At 73.2% G+C, this 24,632-nt stretch carries 27 protein-coding genes and 1 pseudogene; 12 read left to right on the top strand and 16 right to left on the bottom strand.

The genetic code is table 11. From position 1 onward, the window contains the following. Positions 1 to 44: 44 nt before the first annotated feature. From P3T41_RS02635 to P3T41_RS02620, 4 genes are all read right to left on the bottom strand, one after another. Complete coding sequence (locus P3T41_RS02635) at positions 45 to 326, bottom strand: hypothetical protein (protein WP_280687326.1); 282 nt, start codon at positions 324 to 326, stop codon at positions 45 to 47. 93 nt (positions 327 to 419) lie between these two features. Then, positions 420 to 815, bottom strand: coding sequence for a DUF6114 domain-containing protein (locus P3T41_RS02630; RefSeq protein WP_280687325.1), 396 nt, complete (start codon positions 813 to 815; stop codon positions 420 to 422). 134 nt (positions 816 to 949) lie between these two features. Further along, positions 950 to 1,621 (bottom strand): DUF6230 family protein, encoded by a 672-nt coding sequence (locus P3T41_RS02625; protein WP_280687285.1) that lies wholly within the window; start codon positions 1,619 to 1,621, stop codon positions 950 to 952. A 156-nt stretch (positions 1,622 to 1,777) separates the two neighbouring features. Further along, positions 1,778 to 2,587 (bottom strand): TetR/AcrR family transcriptional regulator, encoded by an 810-nt coding sequence (locus tag P3T41_RS02620; RefSeq protein WP_280687284.1) that lies wholly within the window; start codon positions 2,585 to 2,587, stop codon positions 1,778 to 1,780. Between the two features lie 364 nt (positions 2,588 to 2,951). Between P3T41_RS02620 and P3T41_RS02615 the strand changes: the two genes are divergently transcribed. Both P3T41_RS02615 and P3T41_RS02610 read left to right on the top strand, forming a co-directional pair. Continuing rightward, entirely contained in the window at positions 2,952 to 3,869 is a 918-nt protein-coding gene (locus tag P3T41_RS02615; protein ID WP_280687283.1) for a hypothetical protein, read from the top strand. A 154-nt stretch (positions 3,870 to 4,023) separates the two neighbouring features. Beyond that, positions 4,024 to 4,695, top strand: a complete 672-nt coding sequence (locus tag P3T41_RS02610; RefSeq protein WP_280687282.1) for a Tat pathway signal sequence domain protein — start codon at positions 4,024 to 4,026, stop codon at positions 4,693 to 4,695. Between the two features lie 28 nt (positions 4,696 to 4,723). Here the strand turns inward: P3T41_RS02610 and P3T41_RS02605 are convergent, their stop codons facing one another. Continuing rightward, the gene (locus P3T41_RS02605) at positions 4,724 to 6,148 is read right to left on the bottom strand and encodes an FAD-dependent oxidoreductase (protein ID WP_280687281.1); all 1,425 of its coding nucleotides are present in this window, start codon (positions 6,146 to 6,148) and stop codon (positions 4,724 to 4,726) included. Between the two features lie 203 nt (positions 6,149 to 6,351). Here P3T41_RS02605 and P3T41_RS02600 point away from each other — a divergent pair, with 203 nt between their 5' ends. Further along, the gene (locus P3T41_RS02600) at positions 6,352 to 7,602 is read left to right on the top strand and encodes a glycosyl hydrolase family 8 (RefSeq protein ID WP_280687280.1); all 1,251 of its coding nucleotides are present in this window, start codon (positions 6,352 to 6,354) and stop codon (positions 7,600 to 7,602) included. Positions 7,603 to 7,656: 54 nt separating this feature from the next. On the opposite strand, the gene P3T41_RS02595 is transcribed toward P3T41_RS02600, so the two are convergent. Continuing rightward, positions 7,657 to 8,169 (bottom strand): GNAT family N-acetyltransferase, encoded by a 513-nt coding sequence (locus P3T41_RS02595; protein ID WP_280687279.1) that lies wholly within the window; start codon positions 8,167 to 8,169, stop codon positions 7,657 to 7,659. A 148-nt stretch (positions 8,170 to 8,317) separates the two neighbouring features. On the opposite strand from P3T41_RS02595, the gene P3T41_RS02590 reads away from it, so the two are divergent. After that, entirely contained in the window at positions 8,318 to 9,448 is a 1,131-nt protein-coding gene (locus P3T41_RS02590) for a beta-propeller fold lactonase family protein (RefSeq protein ID WP_280687278.1), read from the top strand. Here P3T41_RS02590 and P3T41_RS02585 read toward each other — a convergent pair. Further along, entirely contained in the window at positions 9,402 to 10,364 is a 963-nt protein-coding gene (locus tag P3T41_RS02585; RefSeq protein ID WP_280687277.1) for an EamA family transporter, read from the bottom strand. The two genes, P3T41_RS02590 and P3T41_RS02585, sit on opposite strands and share 47 nt — an antisense overlap. A 241-nt stretch (positions 10,365 to 10,605) precedes the next feature. Here P3T41_RS02585 and cbiE point away from each other — a divergent pair, with 241 nt between their 5' ends. Next, positions 10,606 to 11,841: a precorrin-6y C5,15-methyltransferase (decarboxylating) subunit CbiE gene (cbiE, locus tag P3T41_RS02580; protein ID WP_280687276.1), complete on the top strand. Its 1,236-nt coding sequence runs from the start codon at positions 10,606 to 10,608 to the stop codon at positions 11,839 to 11,841. Beyond that, positions 11,838 to 12,599: a precorrin-4 C(11)-methyltransferase gene (gene cobM, locus P3T41_RS02575; RefSeq protein ID WP_280687275.1), complete on the top strand. Its 762-nt coding sequence runs from the start codon at positions 11,838 to 11,840 to the stop codon at positions 12,597 to 12,599. The genes cbiE and cobM overlap by 4 nt, the downstream gene beginning before the upstream one ends. A gap of 165 nt (positions 12,600 to 12,764) precedes the next feature. On the opposite strand, the gene P3T41_RS02570 is transcribed toward cobM, so the two are convergent. The 3 genes and pseudogenes from P3T41_RS02570 to P3T41_RS02560 all read right to left on the bottom strand — a co-directional run. Then, the gene (locus P3T41_RS02570) at positions 12,765 to 13,808 is read right to left on the bottom strand and encodes a serine hydrolase domain-containing protein (protein WP_280687274.1); all 1,044 of its coding nucleotides are present in this window, start codon (positions 13,806 to 13,808) and stop codon (positions 12,765 to 12,767) included. Between the two features lie 84 nt (positions 13,809 to 13,892). Further along, the gene (locus tag P3T41_RS02565; protein WP_280687273.1) at positions 13,893 to 14,999 is read right to left on the bottom strand and encodes a glycosyltransferase family 4 protein; all 1,107 of its coding nucleotides are present in this window, start codon (positions 14,997 to 14,999) and stop codon (positions 13,893 to 13,895) included. Then, a pseudogene (locus P3T41_RS02560) lies at positions 14,996 to 15,286 on the bottom strand (deoxycytidine triphosphate deaminase); the annotation flags it as partial. The pseudogene P3T41_RS02560 and the gene P3T41_RS02565, both read right to left, overlap by 4 nt. A 1-nt stretch (position 15,287) precedes the next feature. On the opposite strand from P3T41_RS02560, the gene P3T41_RS02555 reads away from it, so the two are divergent. Together P3T41_RS02555 and P3T41_RS02550 are read left to right on the top strand one after the other, a co-directional pair. Beyond that, positions 15,288 to 15,602, top strand: a complete 315-nt coding sequence (locus P3T41_RS02555; protein WP_348533618.1) for a DUF5753 domain-containing protein — start codon at positions 15,288 to 15,290, stop codon at positions 15,600 to 15,602. Continuing rightward, positions 15,599 to 15,820: a DUF397 domain-containing protein gene (locus tag P3T41_RS02550; RefSeq protein ID WP_280687272.1), complete on the top strand. Its 222-nt coding sequence runs from the start codon at positions 15,599 to 15,601 to the stop codon at positions 15,818 to 15,820. The genes P3T41_RS02555 and P3T41_RS02550 overlap by 4 nt, the downstream gene beginning before the upstream one ends. Before the next feature lie 303 nt (positions 15,821 to 16,123). On the opposite strand, the gene P3T41_RS02545 is transcribed toward P3T41_RS02550, so the two are convergent. The 3 genes from P3T41_RS02545 to P3T41_RS02535 form a co-directional block, all read right to left on the bottom strand. Then, positions 16,124 to 16,609: an SRPBCC family protein gene (locus P3T41_RS02545; protein WP_280687271.1), complete on the bottom strand. Its 486-nt coding sequence runs from the start codon at positions 16,607 to 16,609 to the stop codon at positions 16,124 to 16,126. Continuing rightward, complete coding sequence (locus P3T41_RS02540; RefSeq protein WP_280687270.1) at positions 16,606 to 17,004, bottom strand: metalloregulator ArsR/SmtB family transcription factor; 399 nt, start codon at positions 17,002 to 17,004, stop codon at positions 16,606 to 16,608. Before P3T41_RS02540 ends, P3T41_RS02545 begins: the two co-directional genes overlap by 4 nt. Positions 17,005 to 17,129: 125 nt before the next feature. Continuing rightward, the gene (locus P3T41_RS02535) at positions 17,130 to 18,287 is read right to left on the bottom strand and encodes a cobalt-precorrin-5B (C(1))-methyltransferase (protein WP_280687269.1); all 1,158 of its coding nucleotides are present in this window, start codon (positions 18,285 to 18,287) and stop codon (positions 17,130 to 17,132) included. A 23-nt stretch (positions 18,288 to 18,310) separates the two neighbouring features. Here P3T41_RS02535 and P3T41_RS02530 point away from each other — a divergent pair, with 23 nt between their 5' ends. Both P3T41_RS02530 and P3T41_RS02525 read left to right on the top strand, forming a co-directional pair. Continuing rightward, complete coding sequence (locus tag P3T41_RS02530; RefSeq protein WP_280687268.1) at positions 18,311 to 19,084, top strand: cobalt-precorrin-6A reductase; 774 nt, start codon at positions 18,311 to 18,313, stop codon at positions 19,082 to 19,084. Between the two features lie 54 nt (positions 19,085 to 19,138). Continuing rightward, positions 19,139 to 20,134, top strand: coding sequence for an SDR family oxidoreductase (locus P3T41_RS02525; RefSeq protein WP_280687267.1), 996 nt, complete (start codon positions 19,139 to 19,141; stop codon positions 20,132 to 20,134). A 56-nt stretch (positions 20,135 to 20,190) separates the two neighbouring features. Here the strand turns inward: P3T41_RS02525 and P3T41_RS02520 are convergent, their stop codons facing one another. The 3 genes from P3T41_RS02520 to P3T41_RS02510 are packed head-to-tail and all read right to left on the bottom strand — an operon-like array spanning position 20,191 to position 23,542. After that, positions 20,191 to 21,678 carry a precorrin-2 C(20)-methyltransferase gene (locus tag P3T41_RS02520; RefSeq protein WP_280687266.1) on the bottom strand — a complete coding sequence of 496 codons (1,488 nt, stop codon included), beginning with the start codon at positions 21,676 to 21,678 and terminating at the stop codon, positions 20,191 to 20,193. Beyond that, positions 21,675 to 22,301, bottom strand: coding sequence for a precorrin-8X methylmutase (locus tag P3T41_RS02515; RefSeq protein WP_280687265.1), 627 nt, complete (start codon positions 22,299 to 22,301; stop codon positions 21,675 to 21,677). The genes P3T41_RS02520 and P3T41_RS02515 overlap by 4 nt, the downstream gene beginning before the upstream one ends. Beyond that, entirely contained in the window at positions 22,298 to 23,542 is a 1,245-nt protein-coding gene (locus P3T41_RS02510; protein WP_280687264.1) for a cobalamin biosynthesis protein CobG, read from the bottom strand. Before P3T41_RS02510 ends, P3T41_RS02515 begins: the two co-directional genes overlap by 4 nt. 147 nt (positions 23,543 to 23,689) lie before the next feature. Between P3T41_RS02510 and P3T41_RS02505 the strand changes: the two genes are divergently transcribed. Beyond that, on the top strand, positions 23,690 to 24,130 hold the full coding sequence (locus P3T41_RS02505) for an AraC family transcriptional regulator (protein WP_280687263.1): 441 nt from the start codon (positions 23,690 to 23,692) through the stop codon (positions 24,128 to 24,130). Positions 24,131 to 24,207: 77 nt separating this feature from the next. Next, complete coding sequence (locus tag P3T41_RS02500; protein WP_280687262.1) at positions 24,208 to 24,627, top strand: VOC family protein; 420 nt, start codon at positions 24,208 to 24,210, stop codon at positions 24,625 to 24,627. The last annotated feature ends 5 nt before the right edge of the window (positions 24,628 to 24,632 follow it).

The following is a 24,632-nucleotide window of genomic DNA, read 5'->3' as shown; positions in this document are numbered from 1 at the left end:
GTAGTGGGACGGGAGGGACGGACGGCAACCGTGCGCAGCCGTGCTCAGCCGTAGACGATGCGGCGCAACTGGCGCGCGGACAGCTCGGGCGCGGCCACCCGGCGGGCGGGCAGCTCCTCGGTGATCCGGGCGAAGATCTGGTCGTTGGTCAGGCCACGGGCCTGCAGCTCACCGTGCCGGCGCTGGACGAACTCGGTCGTGGTCTCCGAGAAGTACGCGAGCACCTCGGCCACCACCCGGGCCGCCTCCGCCGGGCCCAGCACGCTGGTCCTGGTGAGGTGCGCGAGCAGGTCCGCGAAGAGGGGCTGGGTCGGCTGCGGTGAGATGGGCACGGAGAGTGAGCTTAGGGTGATGGTCCGAAAAAATAAAGAATCCTGCCCGGAATCGGGCAGGATTCTCCGTCGATTCACACGAGTGACCTACCGGGGCGAGGCGGCACGCCTGCTGCGCCCGAAGAGGCGCCGCCGGGATGGCTGCTCGGGCAACCAGCCGAAGGCCAGGGTGCTGCCGATCAGGCCCAGCAGCAGGCCGAGCAGGAAGCCGCCGAGGTTGGAGGTGACCCAGGTGGCCAGGGTGAGCAGCACGGCCAGCACCGAGTAGAAGACGCGCTGGGCGGGGTTGAAGAGCAGCAGCAGACCGCAGAGCAGCAGGATCAGCGGGACCAGGAATCCGGCCATGCCCTGCATACCGATGTGCAGGATCACCGGGAGCGGGGCCTTCATGGTGAGCAGGATCTCGCCGCCCGCGAGGGTGACCAGGACCCCGCCCCAGAACGGGCGGCGGCCGCGCCAGGCCTTGAAGGAGCGGGCCGGCACGGGTGGGGGTGGCGCCGCGTCCGGGGCGGGGGCCGGTTCGGGGGTGGTCTCGGCGGCGGGTTCGGCGCTCGCCGCCGGCTCGCCCGGGTCCGGCGGGGGCGTGTCCGCCCCCGCCGTCGGTGCGTCCGCCATGCTCAGCAGCCCGTGTCGCTGAAACTCAGGTGCAGGCCGGGCAGCTTGAAGGAGGCTGCCGTGGTGGCCCAGTTGTTCTGCCGCAGGTTCTGGATCGTCACGGTGTCCGCCTGCTGGCCGAAGACGCCGGCCGGCCCCTGGACGCCCGCCTCGGTGAAGGTGCTGGCGTCGCCGCCGATCTGGATGTTGCTGAACAAGGCGTCGCCGGTCAGCACGTCGGAGTCGGTGGTCAACCCGCTCGCGGTGACCGGGGTGCTGCCGGTGCCTGCGGTGATCTTCAGGTTGGTTCCGCCCAGGTTGACGCTCTGGCAGAGGTTGGTCAGCGTGGCGGACTTGATCGCGGAGACCGCCACCACCACCTGGCCACCGGTGTTCCCGGCGTTCGGACTGTTGTCGATCATGTTGTCCAGACCGCCGAACTGCTCGAAGCCGGTGCCGTCCAGCCGGTCGGCGGTGACCGTGAAAGGCATGCCGGAGATGGAGAACTGGGCGGCGAGCACGCCCTGTGCGGTGAGGGCCATCAGGACGCCGCCGGCCACGCAGGCGGGGATCGCCATCAGCGCCGCGCGGCGCAACCGGACCCGGCCGCGCGCCGCGGGCGCCGCGACGCCTGGTGCTGCGGTACCTGGTTCTGCGGTACCTGGTTCTGCGGGGGCTTCTTCGGACCGGGCCATGAATGCTCCAGGGAGGTAGTGGGGGACCTGTGATCATTTCGGCACGTTGTCCTGGCGCGGACAGCGCCCACGCAGGACAGTCGGGCGGATGATCAACTACCGTCCCTGGCAGGGGATTTGGTGATCTGTGCCCATAGCGTGGCAGCTGACTGGAAGTTACCTCGGGGTAAGCGGAGGGTCAAGAGTTCGCACCGCGGCCTCCTCCAGCACGCACGGCAGCAGCGGTCGACGCCAACTCGTGCCCGCTGCCTCGGCCTGCGCCACCCGCCGCGCCGCCTCCTGCGGTCCGAGGAAGGCGGCCAACGCGAAATGCGCCAAGGTCGGTAGCAGCTGCGGGAGTTCGGCGTGCCGGCCGGCGGCGATGTACCGGTAGATGCCGGCGTAGATGCCGCCGACCACGCTGTCCACCAGCAGCTCGCCCGACACTCCCGCCGGCGGCCTGGGGCAGCCGACGAACAACCGTCGCATCCGTACCCGCAGTTGCTCGCGCACCAGGCGTCCGGCCGGCCCCACCGCGTCCACCTCGACCACCGCCACGGTGGCGAAGGCCGGCACCTCGGCGAGGATCGCCAGTACCACGCGAAGCGCCGCGTGCACCCCGTCGCACCAGTCGGTCCGCGCTGCGAAGGCCTCCTCCATCCGCCGGATCACCACGGCCGTGCCGTGCCGGTGCGCGGCCAGGAAGGCCTCCTCCTTGCCGCTGAACTGCTCGTAGAAGACCGGCCTGGTGACCCCGGCGGCCTGGCAGATGTCGCTCACCCGGGCCCGGGCATAGCCGTAGGCGGCCACCGTGTGGACCACCCCGTCCAGCAACCGCTCGCGCTGGGTGGCGGCTACCACCTCGGCCGGCAGCCGGCTCGGACCGCGCCGGATCGAGCGGGCCGGATCGCGACCACTGCGCGTCCCGGGGAGGATGAAGTCTCCTGCGACTCCGCCGAGTTCGCCGGATTCAAGATTTATCTGCAACTTCCGCACCATCCCTTGACGCTGGCGTGGGGCAGGCTTAGAACCTTCCCAGGTTTTCAATTCATCCGGCGCTGACGACAGGCCCCAGCGCCTGGCGCCGTCCGGGGCTCGACCGGCCGGCGGGCCCCGCTCTCCATGGGCATCGGTGATCGGCGGTGGCAGCCGCCGGGCCGGCCCTCCCGGTTCCGGCGAGCCAGGGCGCCGGACCGCTCGTGGCGCCGAGCGGTCCGGCAGCACCCGGCCCCGGCCACGCCCGCACTCCCGTTCACCCGCCCGTGTCACGAGGAGTCCCACCTTGCCCCGAACCGTGCCGCCCCGACCCTCGCAGTCTCGAACTCCTGCTCCCAGCAGGCGACTTCTGCCCGTGCTTGCGCTCGCTGCGGCCGCCACGCTGCTGGCCGCCGGCACGCCCGCCCAGGCTGCCCCGACCACCACCCCCGGTGGCCCGTACACCGGCATGGGCGACTGCCCGGTCAGCGCGCCCGCGATGACCGACCCCGGCGACCTCCAGGTCGGCTGCGTGGTCTCGGTCACCAATGCCGGAAGCTTCACCATCGGGTCCACGACAGTGCCCCTCACCTCGCCGATCAAGCTGCAGTTCGGGGTCTACTGGGACAAGTCCGCCCCGGTTGTCACCTTCCCCGACGGCAGCACCGCCAACCAGTACGCGACGGTGGCCCCCAGCGGCGGCCAGTTGTTGACCGCCCAGCCGGCCCAGATCGCCATCCCCGGGATCATCAACTTCCTTCCGGGCCTCACCAGTATCTTCGCCCAGGTCGAACTCGCGGGCCCGGTCACCGAGTTCACCCCGCTGGCGGCCGGCGAGTCGTACCCGGTCTTCAAGCTGCCGGTCAAACTCCACCTGTCCAACACCTTCTTCGGCGACGACTGCTACATCGGCTCCGACAGCTCGCCGATCATGCTGCAGCCGACCACCGGCACCACCAACCCGCCGGCGCCCGCCCAGCCGATGACCGGCAACCCGGGCACCATCGCCGTCAACAACGACCCGAACGGGCACAACGCGCTGATCGCCGCGTTCACCGGCGCCACGCTGGTGGACAACACCTTCAGCGTGCCCGGCGCCTCCGGCTGCGGGCTCGGCGGCATCCTGGACCCGATCATCGACTGGACGATGGGCATCCCGTCCGGCGCAGGCAAGGGCTCGGTCAGCTTCCAGCAGACCGACACCTCGCTCGCCCTGGACAGCAGCCTGAGCGACCTGACCGCCTCGCTCGGCGCCTCCGCCGGGCAACCGCCGAGCGCCGCCGCCCACCACTGAGCGCCCTGGGTCCTGTCGTCAAACCCCCTTCGTCGCCGAGCAGAAGGGGGTTTGACGACAGGACCCAGCCACCACCGGGTCACCCGCCGCCCACCAGACCCGTGCGCGCCCCCACCGCGCGCACGTCCTCCCCCACCAGAAAACGAGGAACCCTGTGCGAAAGCGTCTCTACCTCGGCGCGGCCACGGCCGCCGCCGCACTCGCCGCCCTGACCGCCATGCCCGCCTCCGCCTCCTCCAGCGTGCTGACCTACGGCAGCGCGGGCGGCAGCACGGTGGCCACCGGCGACGTGCTCACCGCCGCGCTGCAGAGCGGCACCGCCGCCACCCTCTACTCCACCGCCGCCGGCGGCACCGGCGTGAGCTGTTCGTCCTCCTCCTTCAGCGCCACCGTGGTCAGCAACCCGGCCGCGCCCGGCACCGCCGTGGAGACGCTGAACAGCCAGACGTTCAGCGGCTGCAGCGCCGTCAACATCCCCGGTGTCACGGGTGTCAACAGCGTCACCGTCAACAACCTGACCTACACCAACAACGTCGGTGACGGCACCGGCAACCCGGTCACGCTCAGCCCGGGCACCGCGGGGCCGATCCAGACCACGATCAAGCTGCGCACCCTGCTCGGCAGTGTCACCTGCACCTACCAGGCCAGCCCCACCAGCCTCTCGGGCGCCACCGACAACACCGCGCAGACCATCAGCTTCAGCAACCAGAGCTTCAGTAAGAGCAGCGGCCCCGCCACCTGCTTCGCCGCCGGCTACTTCACCGCCTCCTACGGCCCGGTGCAGGACACCAGCCAGGCCGGCAGCCCCTCGGTGTACACGAACTGACGTCCAGTCAGTTCGCCTGCACCGCCTATCAGATCTGCGTGGCCGCCTTCCGCGCGGCCACCAGGACCGGGTCCCAGACCGGGGAGAACGGCGGTGCGTAGGCCAGGTCCTGGAAGATCAGCTCACGCACCGTCAGTCGACAGCTCAGCGCCACCGCGGCGATGTCGATCCGCTTCGCCGCGCCCGCCCCACCGACGATCTGCAGGCCGAGCAGCCGCCCGCTGCCGCGCTCGGCCAGCAGCTTGACGGTCAGCTGCGCCGCGCCCGGGTAGTAGCCCGCCCGCGCGGTCGACTCGATCACGACGGCGGTCCAGTCCAGGCCGGCCGCCGTCGCCTCGCGCTCGTTCAACCCGGTCCTGGCGATCTCCAGCTCGCAGATCCCGGTGATCGCGGTGCCCACCACCCCGGGGAAGCTCGCGTCCTCGCCGCCGAGGTTGCTGCCGATCACCAGGCCGTGCTTGTTGGCGTGGGTGCCCAGCGCGATGTGCTGGTGCCGCCCGGAGACCAGGTGCCGCACCTCCACGCAGTCCCCGCCGGCCCAGAGCCCGGGGATCGGCTCGCCGTCGGCGTCCAGCACCCGCATCCGGTCGTCGGTGCGCAGGCCGCCCTGCGGGCCGAGCGGCAGGCCCGCGGCACGGGCCAGCGCGGTGCGCGGGCGCACCCCGAGGCCGAGCACCACCACGTCGGCCGGGTGCTCGCCGGCCGTGCTGCGCACCGCGCGTGGCCGCCCGTCCGGGCCCAGCAGCACCTCGGTCGCGGCCGCGCCGGGGACCACCTCGATGCCGAGCTCGGTCATCGTCCGCCGGACCAGCGCGCCCAGGTCGGGGTCCAGGCCGGGCATCGGCTCGGGCGTGCGGTGCACCAGGGTGACCCGGTAGCCGCGCCGCAGCATCGCCTCGGCCATCTCGACACCGATGTAGCCGCCGCCGACCACCACGGCCCGGCGCCGCTCGGCATCCTCGCCCCCGCTCCCGCCTTCGCCCGCACCTTCACTCGGGGCGAGCGCCGCCAGCGTGTCGAGCAGCGCCTGCCCCTCCGGGATCGTGTGCACGGTGTGCACTCCCGGGGCGTGGAACCCCGGCAGCGCGGGGCGGACCGGCTCGGCGCCGGTGGCGATGACCAGCTGGTCGTACTCCGTCCACGCCTCGGCGCCGCTCGCCAGGTCCCGGCTGCGCACCCGGCGCCCGGCCGGGTCCAGTTCGGTGACCTCGGTGCGCAGCCGCAGGTCGATGCCGTGGGCGCGGTGCTGCTCGGGCGTGCGGGCGATCAGCTGCTCGGCCCGGGCCACCTCGCCGCCGACCCAGTACGGGATGCCGCAGGCCGAGTACGAGGTGATCGAGCCGCGCTCGAAGGCGGTGATCCGCAACTCCTCGGCGCCGCGCCGCCGCCGGGCCTGCGAGGCGGCGGACATGCCGGCCGCGTCCCCACCGATGACCACCAGATGCTCCGCCATGCCCGCTCCCGTCCGCGCCGTGCCAGGCGGTTCGTCCGCCGGCCAACCTGCCCAGACTTTCACGGTGGCCACCGCGCTGAGCCGCCGAGGCCCGGTTGACCGTGAGTCAAGTGACCCGCGGGTATTGACATGGACCGGATTGATAAAGAAGCTTTCCTAACTTTCCCTCATCTGCTTCTCATCCCCCAACGAGGAGTTCCCTGATGGCACGTCAGTTCCCGATCGCCCCCGCGCGGTCGCTGCTCGCCGCCTCCACCGCGCTGGCCACCGCCGCGCTCGGCCTCGGCCTGGCCGGCGCCGCCCCCGCCGGGGCCGCGAGCACCGCGCACCCGTTCCCCACCCACACCAGCTACCAGGTCGGCGTCATGCCCTCGGCCTCGCAGGCCACCCGCGACGCCGCCGTGCGCAAGCAGTACGACTCCTGGAAGGCCGGCTACCTGCACCACGGTTGCGCGAGCAACGAGTACTACGTCTCCACCAAGGGCGACGGCGACGCCAGCAACAACGGCCCGGTCTCCGAGGGCCAGGGCTACGGCATGAACATCGTGCCGCTGATGGCCGGCTACGACCCCAACGCGCAGACCGAGTTCAACGGCCTCTGGCAGCTGGTCAAGGACCACAAGGACCAGTGGGGCCTGATGCAGTGGCAGTTGGACGGCAAGACCTGCAAGTACTACAGCGGCGGCACGCCCGACGCCGCCACCGACGGCGACCTGGACATCGGCTACGGCCTGATCCTGGCCGACCAGCAGTGGGGCGGTTACAGCGCGGACGCCAAGGCCTGGCTGGCCTCCTTCTACGCCCACGACGTGGCGCCCGACGGGCACTTGAAGTGCGAGGACGACGGTCCGAACACCGACACCCGCCCGTCCGACATGATGCTCGACCACCTGCGCGCCTTCGCGGCCTACGACACCGCGCACGACTGGAACAAGGTGGTCCAGCGCACCGAGGCGGTGATCGGCTCGTTCACCAAGTCGTACTCCCCCAGCGGCGGCCTGCTCTCCGACTTCGTGGTCAACGCCAACACCAGCAGCCCGAAGCCAGCGCCCGCCAACTACCAGGAGAACCAGCCGGACAACATCGTCGGCTACAACTCGATCCGGGTGCCCTGGCACCTGGGCACCGACGCGCTGCTCTACGGCGGCAGCACGGCGGCCGTCTCACTGCGCACCGCCAAGCTCGAATCCGCCTGTCTGAAGGGCGAGTCGGGCGGCAACCCGCAGAAGGTCTACCCGCACACCAAGCTCAACTGCACCCCCTACAGCACCAGCGACCAGGCCGAGGAGGCCGGCGACTCGGTCGGCCCGGCGGCGATGGCGGCGGGCGACCAGGCGTGGACCGACGCGATCTGGAAGCAGCTGGGCAGCAACCCGTTCGGTGACGGGTACTACGGCGAGACCATCAAGACCCTGGTGTACCTCGTGATGGCCGGGGACTACTGGAAGCCGTAGTGGCCGGCACGGCGAACGGCGGTGGCCGGGCTCGCGAGCCCGGCCACCGTGGTCTCAGCCCTCCCGCACGTGCAGGTGCCCCGGTGTCGGCCACTTCCCCTGGGGCGGGAGTTCGGCCACCAGCCCGTACCCCGCTTTCTGCGCCACCCGGCAGGAGGCTGGATTGTCGACGGCGTGATAGAGCTCCAGCCGCCGCAGGCCGCGAGCGTCGAACGCCCAACCGGTGAGCAGCTCCACGGCGCGCGGCGCCACACCCTGACCACGCGCTGCGGCGGCCGTCCAGTAGCCGACCTCGGCCGTGGTCGAGGCGGGATCGGGGTGCTTGAGCACCACCTGCCCGGCGAGCCGGTCACCCGCCAGTACCGCGAACCCGAACCGCACACCGGCCTCCCACCCCGCCTGCTGCGCCAACAACCAGCGCTCCGCGTCCGCTCGATGACGAATCGTCAGGTTCATCAGCCGGGCGCGGAACTCGGGATCGTCGGCAACCGCGAGCAGCGGCTCGGCGTCCTGCTCCGCCCAGGGGCGCAGCAGCAGCCCGTCAGGGCCCTCGATGGTCAGGTCCATGATCGTCTCCGTTCGCTCCGAGCCATTGGATCACGTCGGCGGACTTCTTACGAGCCGCGAACGGAGCGGACTGGAAGGCCAATTCACGTCGCATCGGCGCCTAGCGTGGTGGTCACCGAGTTCCGGACCTCCCCGAGGAGAAACCGCCATGCGTTCTTCCGTTCTGCGTTCCGTCACGGCCCTGGCCGCCGCGGCCGGCTTCGCGCTCGCCGGCCTGACGCTGGCCGCCGGATCGGCCTCGGCCGCCTCCGGCGCACCGGTCTTCGTCCAGAGCGACGCGCCCGGCGGCAACACCGTGGTCGCCTACGCCCGCGGCTGGGACGGCAGCCTGCACCAGACCGGGGTCTACCCCACCGGCGGCAAGGGCGGCGTGCTGCAGGGTTCCGCGGCCGACCACCTCGCCTCCCAGGGCTCGCTGGCCTACGACGCGCGCCACCACCTGCTCTACGCCGTCAACGCGGGCAGCGACACGGTGACCGTCTTCGCGGTGCACGGCGACCGGCTGACCCGCACCCAGGTGATCGACGCCGGCGGCAGCTTCCCGGCCGGCGTCGCCCTGCACGGCGACCAGGTCTACGTGCTCGACGCGCTGGGCGGCGGCTCCGTGCAGGGCTTCGAGCGGGTCGGCGGGCAACTGCGCGCGATAGCCGGCTGGCACCGGTCGCTGGGCCTGGACCCGGCCGCCACACCGCAGTTCACCCACACCCCGGGGCAGCTCGCGGTGACCCCGGACGGCCGCGACCTGGTGGTCACCACCAAGGCGGGCGGCCAGAGCATCGACGTCTTCCCGCTCGGGCACGACGGCGCCCCGGCGGCCGCGCCGGTGGTGAACGCCGAACCGGGCGCGGTGCCGTTCGGCTTCGTCTTCGACGCCCACGGCCGCCTGCTGGTCACCGAGGTCGGCCCGGAGACGGTCGCCTCCTACACGGTGGGCCACGACGGCAGGCTGACCGCGCTCGGCCAGGTGCCCACCGGCCAGGCGGGGACCTGCTGGCTGGTCGGCGCCGGGGACAAGGTGTACGCCTCCAACGCGGGCAGCGCGAGCCTGTCGGGCTTCCGTGCGGACGAGCACGGCACGCTGACCGCGCTCGGCAACACCGCCACCGACCCGGGCACGGTGGACGCCGCCGTGGCCGGTGACGGCCGCTACCTCTACGTGCAGACCGGCGGCCAGGGCGTGGTGGACGAGTTCCGGGTGCACGCGGACGGCGGGCTGACCCGGGTGGGCTCGGTCACCGTGCCGGACGGCATGGGCGGCGAGGGGATCGTCGCGCTCTGACGGCGACGGCCTGCCGGGTCTCGGCCACCGCCAGCGCGGTGACCGAGAGCAACAGCAGCGCGGCACCGGCGAGGGTGGCCGGGGCCAGCCGCTCGCCGAACAGCGTGAGGGCCAGCACGGTGGCGCTGAGCGGCTCGACCAGCGCGGTCACGGCGGCGGTGGTGGCCCGCACCGCGACGACGCCGGTGAAGTAGAGCGCATAGCCGAACGCGGTGGGCACGGCGGCCAGGTAGAGCAGCACCCCCGCCGTCCGCCCCAGGCCGTGCGCGCTCGGCCACAGGCCCTCGGCGAGCCCGAACGGGAGCAGCAGCAGCGCGCAGATCACGAAGGAGTGCAGGGTGGTGGTCAGCGCGTCGGCGCGCGGGCCCGGGCGAGCAGCGGTGTAGCGGCCGTAGAGGGTGATGCAGGCGTAGCCCGCCCCCGAGACCAGCGCCCAGAGCACCCCGCCGGTGCGCACCGGCGCCCCGGCGGAGCCGCCCAGGATCAGCACCGCGAGACCGCTCAGCGCCCCGAGCACCGCCACCGCACCCGCGCCGCCGAGGCGTTCGCGCAGCAGCAGCCCGGCCCCGAGGGCCACCAGGACGGGGGCCACGCCGAGCGTGACCACGGTGGCGACGGCGAGTCCCGTGCCGTGCACGGCCTCGAAGTAGGCGATCTGAAAGAGCGTCAGGCCGATGCCGTTGACGGCGAGATCGACCGGCCTGACCGGCTCGGCCGGCCTGCGCCGGACCAGGCGCAGGAGCAGCAGCAGCGCGGCGCCGCCGGCCGAGCGCCAGAAGGTGAGTGCCACCGGACCGAGACCGCTGGGGCCGTAGAGCAGTGCGGCCCCAGCACCGGCGGTTCCCCAGGAGGCGGCCGAGAGCAGCAGGTAGAGCAGACCCCGCCCTGCGGACAGGGGGGATGGAGTTGCGGACACGGGTGTTCTCCCACCGAAGACGTGAACTGGTCGCGTGATCCCGTCCGCGGGCAGCACCGACCGCCCTGGGGTCGCACCCCGGGCTCAGGTCTTCAGTCGCTTCGCCGCCCGCTCAGGCGGCGGGAGGTGGCAGAACAGCAGTCGTCGGCATGCGCCCCAGCCTACCCACCGGCCGGGGCGGCCCGCCGACCGCCCGGTAGGCTGCCCCGGTGCACCCGTCCGGAGCTGGGAGGAGACCCCGTTGAGCAGCGCGTTGGTCACCGTCGTGGGGGTTGGCGCGGACGGCTGGGACGGGCTCTCGGCGGTGGCCCGGCAGGCGCTGCGGGCGGCCGAGGTGGTGGTCGGCGGCGGTCGGCAGCTGGCCTTGTTGCCCACCGAGCTGGCGGCCGAGCGGGTCGCCTGGCCCTCGCCGCTACGCCCCGCCGTGGCCGGGCTCTTCGCCTCCCTCGCCGAGCGGCGGGTCGCGGTGCTGGCCAGCGGGGACCCGATGTTCTACGGGATCGGGCGCACCCTCACCGAGGAGCTGGGCGCCGGGCGGCTGCGGGTGCTGCCGCATCCGTCCTCGGTCTCCTACGCGTGCGCGCGGCTCGGCTGGGCGCTGGAGGAGACCACGGTGGTCAGCCTGGTCGGGCGCGACCCGGCGACACTGGCGCGCGAGCTCTTCGACGGGCGGCGGCTGCTGGTGCTGAGCGCCGACGCCTCGACACCCGCCGTCGTCGCGGCGCTGCTGCGCGAGCGCGGGTACGGGCCGAGCGAGCTGCGGGTGCTGGAGCAGTTGGGCGGGCCGGGCGAGCTGGTCGGGGCGAGCGGGACGGCCGAGGACTGGACGCAGCCGCCCGGCGACCCGCTGAACCTCGTCGCCGTGACCTGCCGGGCCTCGCTCGGCGTCCCGCGCCCCGCTCTCGTCCCCGGCCTGGCCGACGAACTCTACGAGAGCGACGGACAACTGACGAAGCGTCATGTCCGGGCCGCCACCCTGGCCAGCCTGGCGCCCGCACCCGGCGAGCTGCTCTGGGACGTGGGCGGCGGCTCCGGCAGCATCGCCATCGAATGGCTGCGCGCGCACGCCAGTTGCCAGGCCGTCAGCGTGGAGCGCGACCCGGTACGCGCCGCGCGGATCGAACGCAACGCGGCCGCACTCGGCGTGCCCCGGCTGCGCGTGGTGACCGGCGCCGCGCCTGCCGCGCTGGCCGAACTTCCCACCCCTGACGCGGTGTTCATCGGCGGCGGGCTCACCGCCCCCGGGCTGCTGGAAGCCTGCTGGGCAGCCCTGCCGGTCGGCGGGCGGCTGGTCGCCAACACGGTGACGCTGGAGTCGGAGGCGCTGCTCACCGAGTGGTACCGCCGGCACGGCGGCGACCTGCTGCGCCTGGCGGTGGCGCACGCGGTGCCGGTCGGCAACTTCACCGGGTGGCGGCAGGCGATGCCGGTGACGCAGTGGTCAGTCGTCAAGTCCGAAGGTGGAGAAGCCCAGTGACCGTCTACTTCATCGGCGCCGGCCCCGGCGCCGCCGACCTGATCACGGTGCGCGGGGCGCGAACCCTGGCGCGCTGCGGGGTCTGCCTCTACGCGGGCAGCCTGGTACCGGTCGAGCTGCTGGCCGAATGCCCGCCGGACGCACGGCTGGTGGACACCGCACAGCTGAACCTGGACCAGATCACCGCCGAGCTGGTCGCCGCCCAGCAGGCCGGTCAGGACGTGGCCCGGCTGCACTCCGGCGACCCGTCGGTGTTCAGCGCGGTGGCCGAGCAGATGCGTCGCCTGGACGCAGCCGGGGTGCCGTACGAGGTGGTACCGGGCGTGCCGGCGTTCGCGGCCGCAGCGGCAGCACTGAAGCGGGAGTTGACCGTACCCACGGTCGGCCAGACCGTGATCCTGACCCGCATCGCCCAGCAGGCCACCCCCATGCCCGAGGGCGAGGACCTGGCCACTCTCGGCCGCAGCGGCGCCCTGCTGGTGCTGCACCTGGCGGCCCGCTACGTGGACCGGGTGGTAGCCGAACTGCTGCCGCACTACGGCGCCGACTGCCCGGCAGCCGTGGTGGCGATGGCCAGCCGCCCCGACGAGCTGGTACTGCGCGGGACGCTGGCCGACATCGCCGAGCAGGTGAAGGCGGCGGGCGTGGTGCGCACGGCGGTGATCCTGGTCGGGCGGACGCTGGGCGCGGAGCAGTTCCCGGACAGCCACCTGTACTCGGCGGAGCGGGACCGGGCCTGCCAGCTGCCGCTGCGTTGAGCCGACGAAACGTCGTTGAATAGGTGTCTCGACCAGAACGTTCGCCGCCCGCACCAGCACGTCCAATCCGGTCCCGCATCCGCACCGCTGTGGCGTCTAGTCGGCGTGTACAGCGGCAGAATCCACAAGGACTCGGACATTGGCATGGTCTGGAGGCAGCCGAGTTCAGCTGAAGACGAGTTCACGGAAGCAATTGCGGATGCCGGTCAGCGGCTCGCGGTCGCGCGTGAAGTAGAGCTTGTTGGTCAGCAGGATGGCCCAGGTCCCCGTCTTGGGCGAGAGCCACATGCCAGTGCCGGTGAAGCCGTAATGCACCCATGTGTGCTCGGCCGGGTCGGTGCCGGGAGCGGGGTGCCAGAACAGGCCACGTACGGGTTCCAGCTGACCGGTCTGTACGGTCAGGGATTCCTCAGTCCAGGCGGGGCCGAAGCCGGGCCGCACGGATGCGGTGACCGGGTCGAGCATGTACCGCAGGAAGCGGGCGAGGTCGGCGGCGGTCGAGAAGGTGCCGGCGATGCCGCACACGCCGCCGAGGAGGCGGGCGGAGAAGTCGTGGGCGGTTCCTCGGAGATGGGTGCCGGTGCCTTGGTCGAATTCGGTCGGGGCACTGCGGCCGACCTGGTCGGCGCGCAGCGGGCCGAAGCGGGTGGCGTCCATCCCGAGCGGCCGCCATACCCGCTCGGCGGCGAGTTGGTCGAGCATCCGGCCGGAGAGGTGTTCAGCGAGGTACCCGAGGATGAGGGCGGCGCGGTCGGTGTACTCGACGGCTTCGCCCGGCGGCCGGTGCAGGGCCTCGTGCAGCACGCCCGTCCGGATGGCGGTCGGGTCGGTGCCGTAGAGGTTCTTCAGTTGGGCCCGCAGCGGGACTCCCGCCGTGTGGGTCAGCAGGTTCCGCGCGGTGGCCTGGCTCAGCGGGTGTCCGGACACTTCGGGCCAGTACGCGCCGAGCGGTTCGTCGAGCGGGAGTTGGCCCGCCTCCCGGAGGGAGCCGATGGTGGACCACACGGCGAGGATCTTGGTGAGGCTGGCGACGTCGAAGACGGTGTCCGGCAGCATCGGTTCGTCCGGCTTGGCGGGGTCGAGGACGCCGACGGCGCCGCTGGCCCGGGTTCCGGCTGCGTCGCCGACGGCCCACACGGCCCCGGGGTAGACCTGGTCGCGGACGCCGTCCGCCAGGAGCTGGTGGATGCGGTCGGTGCTGGGTGTCATCGTCTCCCCGATTCGCTCTGAACGTCCGCCCCGACCAGCGTAGTGAGCCGGCCGGGGCGTGGTGGGCTTCGGCGCGAGGCTCGGTCAGGTGAGCTGCTTGCCGAGGTCGGTCAGGGCGGCCGCGGTGTTGCTGAGCGGGTAGCGGGCCGCATTCGCCCGCCCGGCGTTCCGTAGAGCAGCCAGGAGGCTGGGCGAGGTCCGCAGCCGGTCCAGGTCGCGGGCGAGGCCGGTGGTGTTGGTGAAGGCGGTGGCCAGGGCGGAGCCGCCGAGGGCTTCGCGCAGGCCCGGGACTGGCTGGTAGAGGACGGGGAGGCCGCAGGCTTGGGCTTCGAGGGCGACCAGGCCCATGGCTTCCAGGGTGGTGGAGGGCATGACGAGCGCGTCGTGTTCGGCGAACGCCTTCCACAGCTGCGGGCGGCAGAGCCAGCCGAGGTAGCGGGCGTGGATACCGGCCCGGCGCATCAGCGGGGACAAGGCGTGGAACTCCGCGCTGGGGGCAGCGATGCTCAGCTCGATCCCCTTGGCGGCGGCCAGCGCCTTGATGAGGGTGTGGCCGCCCTTCTCGGCGGTGAGCCGACCGGCGTACAGCAGCCGCAGATGGCTGGCCGTGGTCCGTCTGGGCGGCGTGGGCGGGCGGTCGAGGAGGTGGTCGGGAATGCCCCATGGGATGTGGTGGATCTTGCGCTGGTCGGTCTGAGGTGCGAGGCGGATCAGGTGGTCGGCCATGGCCGTGGTGGGCGCCACGATCGCGTCGGCGAGGCGGGCGGTCTCGCGCAGGACCCGCAGCTGGTCGCGGTGCATCTCGGCGAACAGCAGGTCGGTGCCGTGGACCAGGGCGATTCGCGGGTGCTGGGGCAGGGCCCGCATCAGGGCCGGGGTGGCGCCGAAGGCCAGGTGCTGCAGGTGCAGCACCCCGATCCGTTCCGGGGCCAGGGCATGCGCGAGGGCCTGCCCGAGGGCGGCGACGTATCGCCGGAAGGCGGGGCCTTCCAGTGTCTTGCCGGTGACGGCGAGCAGTTCGAGTCCGACCGGGACGGCGGGCCGCCGCCCGGCGGGCTGGAGCATGAAGGCGCGCGCGGGGATGAGCGGGTGCTCGCCGGTGTAGAGGTCGCGGAAGAGTTCGACGCTGCCGCCGGGGCTGCCGGCGGGCAGATCGAGGCAGGTGGCCACCAGCGGCTGACTGGGGGTCATCGGGTGCCTCCAGGGATCTCTTCGTAGAGGCGGGAGATGTCGATGCCGTCGGTGGCCGTGTACTTGAGGCCCAACTGCTGGTAGCTGGCCGGGGCTCCGAAGGTCTGAAGGAAGATCAGCTTTCCGAAGGTCATGCCGGGGTAGACCCGCACCGGCTTGGCGGCGCGGATCTCCAGCGTCCAGCGGATCGCGTGGCCTGCGTGGCCCAGTGGCGCGGAGACGTGGACCCAGAGGCCGAGCGCGCCGGTGGTGCGGTCGCCGTTGAGCATCTGCGCGTACCGCTCGGACGTGCGGCCGGCCACCATGCGCGAGCAACTACGGCGCCTGCTCGACACGGCCGAACTGCCCGATGTGACAATCCAGGTCATGCCGCTGAACGCCACCCCGCACCCTGGAACAGCAGGGCCGTTCAGCCTGATCGGCTTCCCTGGACCGGTTCCTGACGTTGTGCTCTTGGAGAACCTGATCGGCGCGTCTTACGTTGAGGACGCCGACGGCGTCAAGACGTTCGCCGGCGCCTTCGAGCGGATCGTCGCAGCTGCTCTGTCGACCGATGACTCGCTCGCACTGATCGCACGAATGGAAGAGGAATCCCGCACGTGAACGCACCGAAGGCCGAGCTTTACGCCCACGACCTCTCCACCGCCGTCTGGCGCAAGTCCGCCGCCAGCGCTGGGGAGAACGACTGCGTCGAGGTCACCGACCTGCCCGGCGGCGGCCGGGCCGTCCGCGACTCCAAGAATCCCGACCTCCCCGCCCTGCGCTTCACCGCCGCCGAGTGGGAGGCCGCCAAGAAGGGCATCCTCGCCGGGGAACTCTGATCCCTACGGACAAAATGCAGCGGCGGGGGGGGGGGGGCCCCCCCCCCCCGGGGGGGCCCCCCCCCCCCGGCCCAGTAACACGGCGCTGCGGGGGCGGCCCCCGCCGGGGCCCCGCCGCCCCCCCCCCCCCCCCCCCGGCGGGGGGGGGGCCCCCCCCCCCCCCCCCGCGCCCCCCCCCCCCCGCCGCTGCATCATTACCCGCTGACTGCGCGCTGGCACACCCTGATGCGCTTGGGCAGGCATACCCCTCCGGGCCTGAAGTCGGCCGCAGGACCGCCGTGGTGCAGCAGGCCGCGCGCGGGCTCAGATCCGCTCGCGCACCAGCTCCTCCAGCAGGGTCAGCGCGTCCTGCAGGCCGTCCTCCATGCCGGATTCCAGGTGCCCGTCCCGGTTCGCCTTGGTCTGGTGCTCGACCAGGATCTCCAAGTGGGTCCCGCCATCCTTCTCCACGAACGTCGTGGTGTTGACCGCCTGGGCGTCCGGGACGCCGGAGAAGGTCTCCGTGCTGACCAGGCGCTCGTCCGGGACGACCTCGCGGTACTCGCCGTAGAAGGCGAACTCGTAGCCGTTGAACGCCTTCGCCTCCCAGCGCCACCTGCCGCCGACGCGTACGTCCATCTCGATGCCGAGCACCTCGCAGCGGTTCGCATGCCACCAGCGGCGCAGCAGTTCCGGGGTGGTGAAGGCCCGGTACAGCAGGTTCCGGGGCGCGTCGAACTCGCGCGTGATCAGGATCTGGGTGTCGGTGGGGGTGGTGACGGTCGCCCGCCGGTCGTTCGTCGCAGTCATGATTCGCGCTCCTTGTCCGTCGTTTCCGCGTCAGCTGGTTGCGATCCGTGGCGGTCGGGCTCCGCCTGCTGCGCCTTGAGGTCCTCGAGCACCGCGTCCAGGAGATCGAAGCGCTCGGTCCAGAGTCGCTCGTAGTCCTTGACCCACTCGTACACCTCGCGCAGCGGCGCCGGTTCGAGCCGGTATATCCGCTGCCGGCCCTCGTCGCGGACCTGGACGAGCCCGACCTCGCGCAGCACCCGCAGGTGTTTGGACACCACCGGCTGCGCCACGGCGAGTTGCTCGACCAAGTCGGTGACGGACCGCTCGCCACCCGCCAGGGCGTCGAGGATCTCGCGCCGCCGGGGTTCGGCGACGGCGTTGAACGCGTCTGTCGTGGTCGCAGCTCTCGCCATGACTTCATCGTATGCCGATATCGGCATACGTCAAGCGGCGCGCCGCCCGACCTGTGGAGGCAGTGTTTTCGCAGGTCGGGCGCAGGACCGGGCCTGCCAGGGCGGCTGGGTGAGCCGCCACCGAATTACAAGCGGCTGGCCAGCGGTTCACAGCGCCCCACGATCGCCCCCGCCCGGTCGATGCAGATCACGTCCACCGCCACCGGCGCCTCGCGCAGCACCCCCAGCGCCGTGGCACGGGCGGCCTCCGCCACCAGGTCGCCGAGCGGGACGCCCGCCGCGCCGCAGCGCTGCACTGCTTCCAGGCCGGTGTTGGCGGCGGCCACCGCTGTGACCAGCTCGGGGTCGGCACCGCCGGTTCGGGCCAGGTCGGCGAGGAAGGCCTTGTCGACCTGGGAGCGGGCGGAGTGCAGGTCGAGGTGGCCGGCGGCCAGCTTGGAGAGCTTGGCGAAGCCGCCCGCGATGGTCAGGCGCGGGACCGGGTGGCGGCGCAGGTACTTGAGGACGGCGCCGGCGAAGTCGCCCATGTCGAGCAGGGCGTCCTCGGGCAGGCCGTACTCGGCCATCGCGACCCGCTCGGAGGTGGAGCCGGTGCAGCCCGCGACGTGGGTGTGGCCGGCCGCGCGGGCCACGTCGATGCCGCGGCGGATCGAGTCGATCCAGGCCGAGCAGGAGTACGGGACCACGATGCCGGTGGTGCCGAGGACGGAGAGGCCGCCGAGGATGCCCAGCCGCGGGTTCCAGGTGCTGCGGGCGATCTCGGCGCCGTTGTCGATGGAGATCTCGATCTCGACGTCGGGAGCGTCACCGCCGCCCCCGTGCGCGGCGGCCACCCCCGCCACCGCGTCGCGCATCAGCTGCCGGGGCACCGGGTTGATCGCGGGCTCCCCCACCGGCAGCGGCAGGCCCGGCTTGGTCACCGTGCCGACCCCCGGGCCGGCCCGGAAGACCACGCCGGTGCCGGGCACGCCGTGCCGCACGGTGGCCCGGATCACGGCGCCGTGGGTGACGTCCGGGTCGTCGCCGGCGTCCTTGACGACGGCCGCCATGGCGACCTGACCCTCCGTCAACTCCTCGCCGGCCAGAGCGAAGGCGGGCTGCTGACCCTTGGGTAGGGTGATCGTCACGGGGTCGGGGAACTCGCCGGTGAGCAGCGCCGTGTAGGCGGCCGTGGTGGCGGCGGTGGCGCAGGCGCCGGTGGTCCAGCCGGGGCGCAGGCCGCTGCTGGAGAGTTGGCCGGCCCGACCGCCGGTCACCGCCCGACCGCCGGTAGCCTCAGACACCCGTCCTCCCGGAAGGAACGCGCGTGCGGCACATCCTGATCCTCGGCGGCACCACCGAGGCCCGGCAACTGGCGGCGGCGCTGGTGCCGCTGCCCGGGCTGCGGGTGACCAGCTCGCTGGCCGGGCGGGTGAGCAATCCGCGGCTGCCGCCGGGCGAGGTGCGGGTGGGCGGCTTCGGTGGCCCGGCCGGCCTGGCCGACTGGCTGCGCGAGCAGCAGGTGCACACCCTCATCGACGCCACGCATCCCTTCGCCCAGGTGATCAGCCGCAACGCGGCCGAGGCGGCCGCCGCCGTCCATGTTCCCCTGCTCGCGCTGCGTCGGCCCAGCTGGGTGCCGGTTCCGGGCGATCGGTGGCACCGGGTCGACTCGCTGGAGCAGGCCGCCACCGTACTGCCGACGCTGGGACGGCGGGCGCTGCTGACCACCGGGCGCCTGGGTCTGGCCGCCTTCGCCCAGGTCACCGGGGTGCACCTGGTGGCCCGCTCGGTGGAGCCGCCGGACCCGCCGCTGCCGCCGGAGCTGACCGTGCTGCTGGAGCGCGGCCCGTTCCGTGCGGAGCAGGAGCGGGCCCTCTTCCGGGAGCACCGGATCGACCTGCTGGTGACCAAGGACAGCGGCGGCGCGGCCACCGCCCCGAAGCTGGCGGTGGCGCGCGAGTTGGGGCTGCCGGTGCTGATCGTGCGGCGGCCCGCGCTGCCGTCCGGGGTCCGCGAAGTTCCTGATGTGGCCGGAGTGCTGGGCGAGTTGGGGGTCGCCTCCGGTACCGTCGGGGGGTCCTGGCCGGAACGCGGCTGAGCGGGTACCGAAGGGGGACGTGCCAGTGGTGCGAAGAGTCGAGAGGAACCGTTGATGGCTCGTCACATCAGGGACATCACGGTGCCCGACCAGTGCGGCCGGCTGGCCGTGGTGACGGGGGCGAACAGCGGGATCGGGTTCGAGACCGCCAGGCGCCTGGCGCTGGCGGGCGCGGAGGTGGTGCTGGCGGTCCGGGACGGGGCCAAGGGGGAGGCGGCCGCCGAGCGGATCCGGGCGGAGGGCGGCAAGAAGGTCGGCACGGCGGTGCTGGACCTGGCCAGCCTGGACTCGGTGGTCTCGTTCTCCGACGTGCTGCACGAGCGCGGCCGCCCGGTCGACCTGCTGGTCAACAACGCCGGGGTGATGGCCGTGCCGACCCGGCAGACCACCAAGGACGGCTTCGAGCTGCAGTTCGGCACCAACCACCTGGGCCACTTCGCGCTCACCGGCCGGCTGCTGCCGCTGCTGCGCGCGGCCGCCGCGCCCCGGGTGGTCACCGTCTCCAGCCTCATCAGCCGGCTGGCCCGGCTCGACCTGTCGGACCTCAACAGCGAGCGCCGCTACCGCCCGATGGACTGCTACGCCCGGTCCAAGCTGGCCAACCTGATGTTCGCCCTGGAGCTGGACCGGCTCAGCGCCCGGCAGCGCTGGGGCGTGCGCAGCCTCGCCGCGCACCCGGGGCTGGCCCGGACCAACCTGGCGCACGGCGGCCCGCTGCTCGGGCGGGCGCCGGGGCCGTTCAAGCCGGGGCCGTTCAAGCCGGGCACGTTCAAGCCGGGCACGTTCAAGCCGGGGACGTTCAATCCGGCGGCGCTGTTCCTGAGCCTGCCCGGGCTGACCCAGGACCCGGTGCGCGGGGCGCTGCCGCTGCTGGTGGCGGCGACCAGTGCGTCGGTGGTCGGCGGCGGGTACTACGGGCCGGACGGGATCGGCGGGTTGACCGGACTGCCGGCCGCCGCCCGGGTGCCCAGGCGCGCGACGGCGCTGGACACGGCGGCCGGGCTGTGGCGGTGCTCGGAACAGCTGACCGGCGTGGCGTTCCCGGCCTGACTCGGGAACGCCACGCCGAGCGCGCGCCCGGCTCAGGGCCCGGCTCAGCGCCCGGCTCAGCGCTCGGGATAGCGGCGCGGGGTCCAGACCACCTCGGTGCCGTCGCCCCGGTCCACCGCCTGGGTCTGCGAGGAGCCGATCAGCAGGATCGTCCGCATGTCCACCTCGGCCGGGTCCAGTTCGCCCAGCCGCACGGTGCGCACCCGCTCGGTCGGGCCGCCGACGTCACGGGCCAGCACCACGGGGGTGTCCGGCGCGCGGTGTTCCAGCAGCAGGTCGCGGGCCAGGCCGACCTGGGTGGTGCGGCTGCGCGAGCCGGGGTTGTAGAGCGCCAGCACCAGGTCCGCGGCGGCCGCGGCGCGCAGCCGCTCGGCGACCACCGGCCAGGGCTTGAGCCGGTCGGAGAGCGAGACCACCGCGTAGTCGTGGCCCAGCGGCGCGCCGGCCCGGGAGGCGGCGGCGTGCGCGGCGGTCATCCCGGGCAGCACGCGCACCGGGACCTCGCGGTACGGATCGGCGCAGGCGGCCTCCAGCACGGCGGTGGCCATCGCGAAGACGCCGGGGTCGCCGGAGGAGACCACCGCGACCCGGTGGCCGCGCCTGGCCAGGTCCAGGGCGAACTCGGCACGCTCGGCCTCGACCTTGTTGTCCGAGCCGTGCCGGCGCTGGCCGGGGCGGACCGGGACCCGGTCAAGGTACGTGGTGTAGCCGACCAGGTCGGTGGCGCCGGCGAGCGCACCGCGCGCCTCGGGGGTGAGCCAGAGCGGACCGGCCGGGCCGGTCCCGACCACCACCACCTCACCGTGCTCGGGTTCGGGCTTGGGGTTGTTGAGCCGGCTCGGCAGCACCGCGACCGAGAAGTACGGCACCGTCTGCGGGTCCACCTCCGCCAGCGGCGCGGTCCGCTCGCCCGGCATGGTGGCGCGCTCGACGTAGTGCGCCTCGTCCAGCCGGCCCGAGCGCTCCAGCGCGGCGCGCACGGTCGGGAAGGTCCGGCCCAGCTTCATGATCACGGCCGAGTCGGTGGCGGCCAGCCGAGCGGTCAACTCCTCCTCGGGCAGCGTGCCCGGGATGATGGTGAGCACCTCCTCCGCCTCCACCAGCGGGGTGCCGAGCCGGGCGGCGGCGGCGCTGATCGAAGTGACACCGGGCACCACCTCGGTCTGGTAGCGGTGCGCCAGACGCTTGTGCATGTGCTGGTAGGAGCCGTAGAAGAACGGGTCGCCCTCGGCGAGCACCGCCACGTCCAGGCCGGCGTCCAGGTGGGCGGCCAGCCGGGCGGCGGCCTCCTCGTAGAAGTCCTCCAGCGCGCCCCGGTAGCCGCCGGGGTGGTCGGTGGTCTCCACGGTGATCGGGTAGACCAGCTTCTCCTCGATCTGACTACCCGTCAGATACCTTTCGGCGATGGACCGGGCGATCGAACGCCCGTGCCGGGCGCTGTGGTAGGCGATCACGTCGGCCTTGCCGATCAGCTCGGCGGCGCGGACGGTGAGCAGCGAGGGATCGCCGGGGCCGAGCCCGATCCCGTAGAGCCGGCCGGTCATTCGACCTCACTCGCGATCGCGTTGAGCGCGGCGGCGGCGATCGCGCTGCCCCCGCGCCGGCCGCGCACCACCAGGTGCTCCAGGCCCGCGGGGTGCTCGGCCAGCGCCTGCTTGGACTCGGCGGCGCCGACGAAGCCCACCGGCACGCCGATCACCGCGGCCGGGCGCGGCGCGCCCGCCTCGATCATCTCCAGCAGCCGGAACAGCGAGGTCGGCGCGTTGCCGACGGCCACCACCGAGCCCGCCAGCTTGTCCCGCCACAGCTCCATCGCCGCCGCGCTGCGGGTGGTCCCCAGCTCGGCCGCCAGCCCCGGCACCCGGGGGTCGGAGAGCGTGCAGACGACCTCGTTGTCGGCCGGCAGCCGCTTGCGGGTGACACCGCTGGCCACCATCGAGACGTCGCACAGGATCGGCGCGCCGGCCCGCAGCGCGGCCCGGGCGTCGGCCACCACGCCGGGGGTCCAGAGCAGGTCGGCGACCAGGTCGGTCATCCCGCAGGCGTGGATCATCCGCACCGCGACCTGGGCGATGTCGGCCGGCAGGCCCGCCAGGTCCGACTCGGCGCGGATGGTGGCAAAGGACTCGCGGTAGATCGCCGCGCCGTCCTTCTCGTACTCGATCACGTGGTCCTCCGGGCCGCAGCGACCGCTGCCGCCATCTGTTGGTTCGTCACTTCATCCGCACGGCCGGCGTGGCCGACGCGATAGCCGTCGCCGGTGGCCAGCACGTCCACGAACGCGCCGGCCGGGTGGCCGCAGCGCCGTTCACATCCTGACCAGTGCACCGGGAGCAGCCGGCCGGGAGCATCCGCGTCCAGCGCCGCCGCCGCGTCCAGTGCGACCGACGCGTCCAGCGCCGCCGCCGCGTGCGACCGGACGTCCGCCAGCGACTTGGCGCAGCCGGGCGAGCCGGTGCAGGCGGTGGCGCCCGCCCAGGCCGAGGCGGCCTCGGTGCGCAGGCCGGCCGCCGCGAGCGCGGGCAGCGCCTCGGCGCCGGCGCCGGGCAGCACCACCGCCCGCCACGGGGTGACCCGCAGCTCGGTGGGCGCGTGCGCCGCGAGCAGCCGCCACTGCGCGGCGGTGGCGCGGCCGAACCGCAGACCCACGCAGCACCCGTAGCCGAACGCGCCGACCGCCGGGCGGGTGCCCGGCAGGGCGGGCAGCGGTCGCGGGGCCAGGCCGAGCCGGGCGGTGAGCAGCGAGCCGTCCGGGTCGGCCTCGCGGATCCGCCAGGAACCGCTGCGCAGCCGGACGAACTCCTCGGCCGCCCGCAGCACCGTCCCCGGGCCGTCCGCCGCCAGCGCGGCCCCGGCCCGCCCGAGCCGCAGCAACGCGCCGTCGGGGTGGGCGATCAGCGTGAGGTCGGCGTCCAGCGCGGCCACGTCACCGCGTCCGTCGTCGAGCGCGAAGAGGAAGCGCCCGGAGAGCTCCCGGGCCGCCTCGCTCGCCAGCAGCAGCGTGTCCAGTTCGCGCAGCCACGGCCACAGGTCCGCGCCGCCGTCCAGCCCCGCGAGCGGCGAGGCGACGATGTTGCGCACCCGCTCGTGCGAGTCCGAGGGCAGCAGCCCGACCGCACGCAGCCGCTGCGCCAACTCCCCGCCGGCGTCCGCGCGCAGGCCGCGCAGCTGGACGTTCCCGCGCGAGGTGGCCTCCAGCGCGCCGTCGCCCAACTCCTCGGCGGCCAGCGCCAAGGCGAGTGTCTGAGTCACCGACAGCAGCCCGCCGGGCACCCGGATCCGGGCCAACGCCCCGTCATCGGCGGCGTGCAGCCGCAGCGCGCCCGGGCAGGCGTCGTCACGCCCCCGGTCCCGGCCCAGGCCGACCCGCGCGGGGGCAGGCTCGATGGCGTCGGGTGAGGGTGACATGGCCGCGAGCATACCGATGATCTGACCGCAGGTATGCCCCGCTCCAGGCGTGAGCTGTGTCTCCGACGCACCGGCCGCACCCTGCCGTGCGACCGGCGCACCTCCGCCGAGGCCCACCTGTCAGTCCCGCTCACTACCCTGGATCCCGTGGCCCACCTTCCCCCCGCCCGCCATCTGCTGCGCGCCAAGGACCTGGTCGACGCCCGGTACGCGGAGCCCCTCACCGTCGCCGAACTGGCGGCGGCCGCCGGGCTCTCCCGGGCGCACTTCAGCCGGGAGTTCCGCCGCGCGTTCGGCGAGTCACCGCACGTGTACCTGCTCACGCGGCGGCTGGAGCGGGCCGCCGCGCTGCTGCGCAACACCGACCGCCCGGTCGCCGGCATCTGCTTCGACGTGGGGCTGAACAGCCTGGGCTCGTTCACCACCAGCTTCACCCGGATGTACGGGCTGGCTCCCGCCGCCTACCGGGCCGCCTTCCCGCCGGCCGCCGCGCACGCCATCGTGCCGGGCTGCGTCCGCCGGGCCTACGGGCGTCCGCAACACCGCACGTTTCGAGAAGACGGCGCCGACGGCCCCGGCATAGCGTGACGTTATCGCCGCAAAGCACACGTAAGCGCTGGTAAGCGCTGGTAAGCACACGTAAGCATGGATAGCAGGAGGAACCGATGATCAAGATCGCCACCGCGCAGCTCTGGGTCCTGGACCAGGACGAGGCGCTCGCGTTCTACACCCAGAAGGTCGGCATGGAGGTCCGGATGGACGTCACGGTCGCCGAGATGGGCAACTTCCGGTGGCTCGCGGTCGGCCCGGTCGGCCAGCCGGACGTCTCCATCGTGCTGATGGCGATCCCCGGCCAGCCGGTCTTCGACGACACCACCCAGGCGCAGGTCCGCGAGCTGACCGCCAAGGGCGCCTCCGGTGCGGTCTTCCTGACCACCGACGACGTCGACGCCGCCTACGCGGAGCTGTCGGCGCGCGGCGTGGAGTTCAACGAGAAGCCGACCGACCAGCCCTACGGGCGCGACTGCGGCTTCCGCGACCCCTCCGGCAACAACATCCGGCTCACCCAGCTCAAGGAGATGTGACCGCG

This window comes from Kitasatospora sp. GAS204B (assembly GCF_029892155.1).
Lineage (GTDB): Bacteria > Actinomycetota > Actinomycetes > Streptomycetales > Streptomycetaceae > Kitasatospora.
This window is presented reverse-complemented; position numbering and strand designations above follow the sequence as displayed.

Bases quoted from the DNA above. Each gene is read 5' to 3' on its own strand.
- P3T41_RS02570 (WP_280687274.1), bottom strand. From the start codon at position 13,808: ATGACACCCAGCACCGACCGCATCCACCAGCTCCTGGCGGACGGCGTC.
- P3T41_RS02500 (WP_280687262.1), top strand. From the start codon at position 24,208: ATGATCAAGATCGCCACCGCGCAGCTCTGGGTCCTGGACCAGGACGAG.
- P3T41_RS02590 (WP_280687278.1), top strand. From the start codon at position 8,318: ATGCGTTCTTCCGTTCTGCGTTCCGTCACGGCCCTGGCCGCCGCGGCC.
- P3T41_RS02600 (WP_280687280.1), top strand. From the start codon at position 6,352: ATGGCACGTCAGTTCCCGATCGCCCCCGCGCGGTCGCTGCTCGCCGCC.
- P3T41_RS02525 (WP_280687267.1), top strand. From the start codon at position 19,139: ATGGCTCGTCACATCAGGGACATCACGGTGCCCGACCAGTGCGGCCGG.
- P3T41_RS02625 (WP_280687285.1), bottom strand. From the start codon at position 1,621: ATGGCCCGGTCCGAAGAAGCCCCCGCAGAACCAGGTACCGCAGAACCA.
- P3T41_RS02565 (WP_280687273.1), bottom strand. From the start codon at position 14,999: ATGACCCCCAGTCAGCCGCTGGTGGCCACCTGCCTCGATCTGCCCGCC.
- P3T41_RS02540 (WP_280687270.1), bottom strand. From the start codon at position 17,004: ATGGCGAGAGCTGCGACCACGACAGACGCGTTCAACGCCGTCGCCGAA.
- P3T41_RS02520 (WP_280687266.1), bottom strand. From the start codon at position 21,678: ATGACCGGCCGGCTCTACGGGATCGGGCTCGGCCCCGGCGATCCCTCG.
- P3T41_RS02545 (WP_280687271.1), bottom strand. From the start codon at position 16,609: ATGACTGCGACGAACGACCGGCGGGCGACCGTCACCACCCCCACCGAC.
- P3T41_RS02595 (WP_280687279.1), bottom strand. From the start codon at position 8,169: ATGGACCTGACCATCGAGGGCCCTGACGGGCTGCTGCTGCGCCCCTGG.
- P3T41_RS02510 (WP_280687264.1), bottom strand. From the start codon at position 23,542: ATGTCACCCTCACCCGACGCCATCGAGCCTGCCCCCGCGCGGGTCGGC.
- P3T41_RS02605 (WP_280687281.1), bottom strand. From the start codon at position 6,148: ATGGCGGAGCATCTGGTGGTCATCGGTGGGGACGCGGCCGGCATGTCC.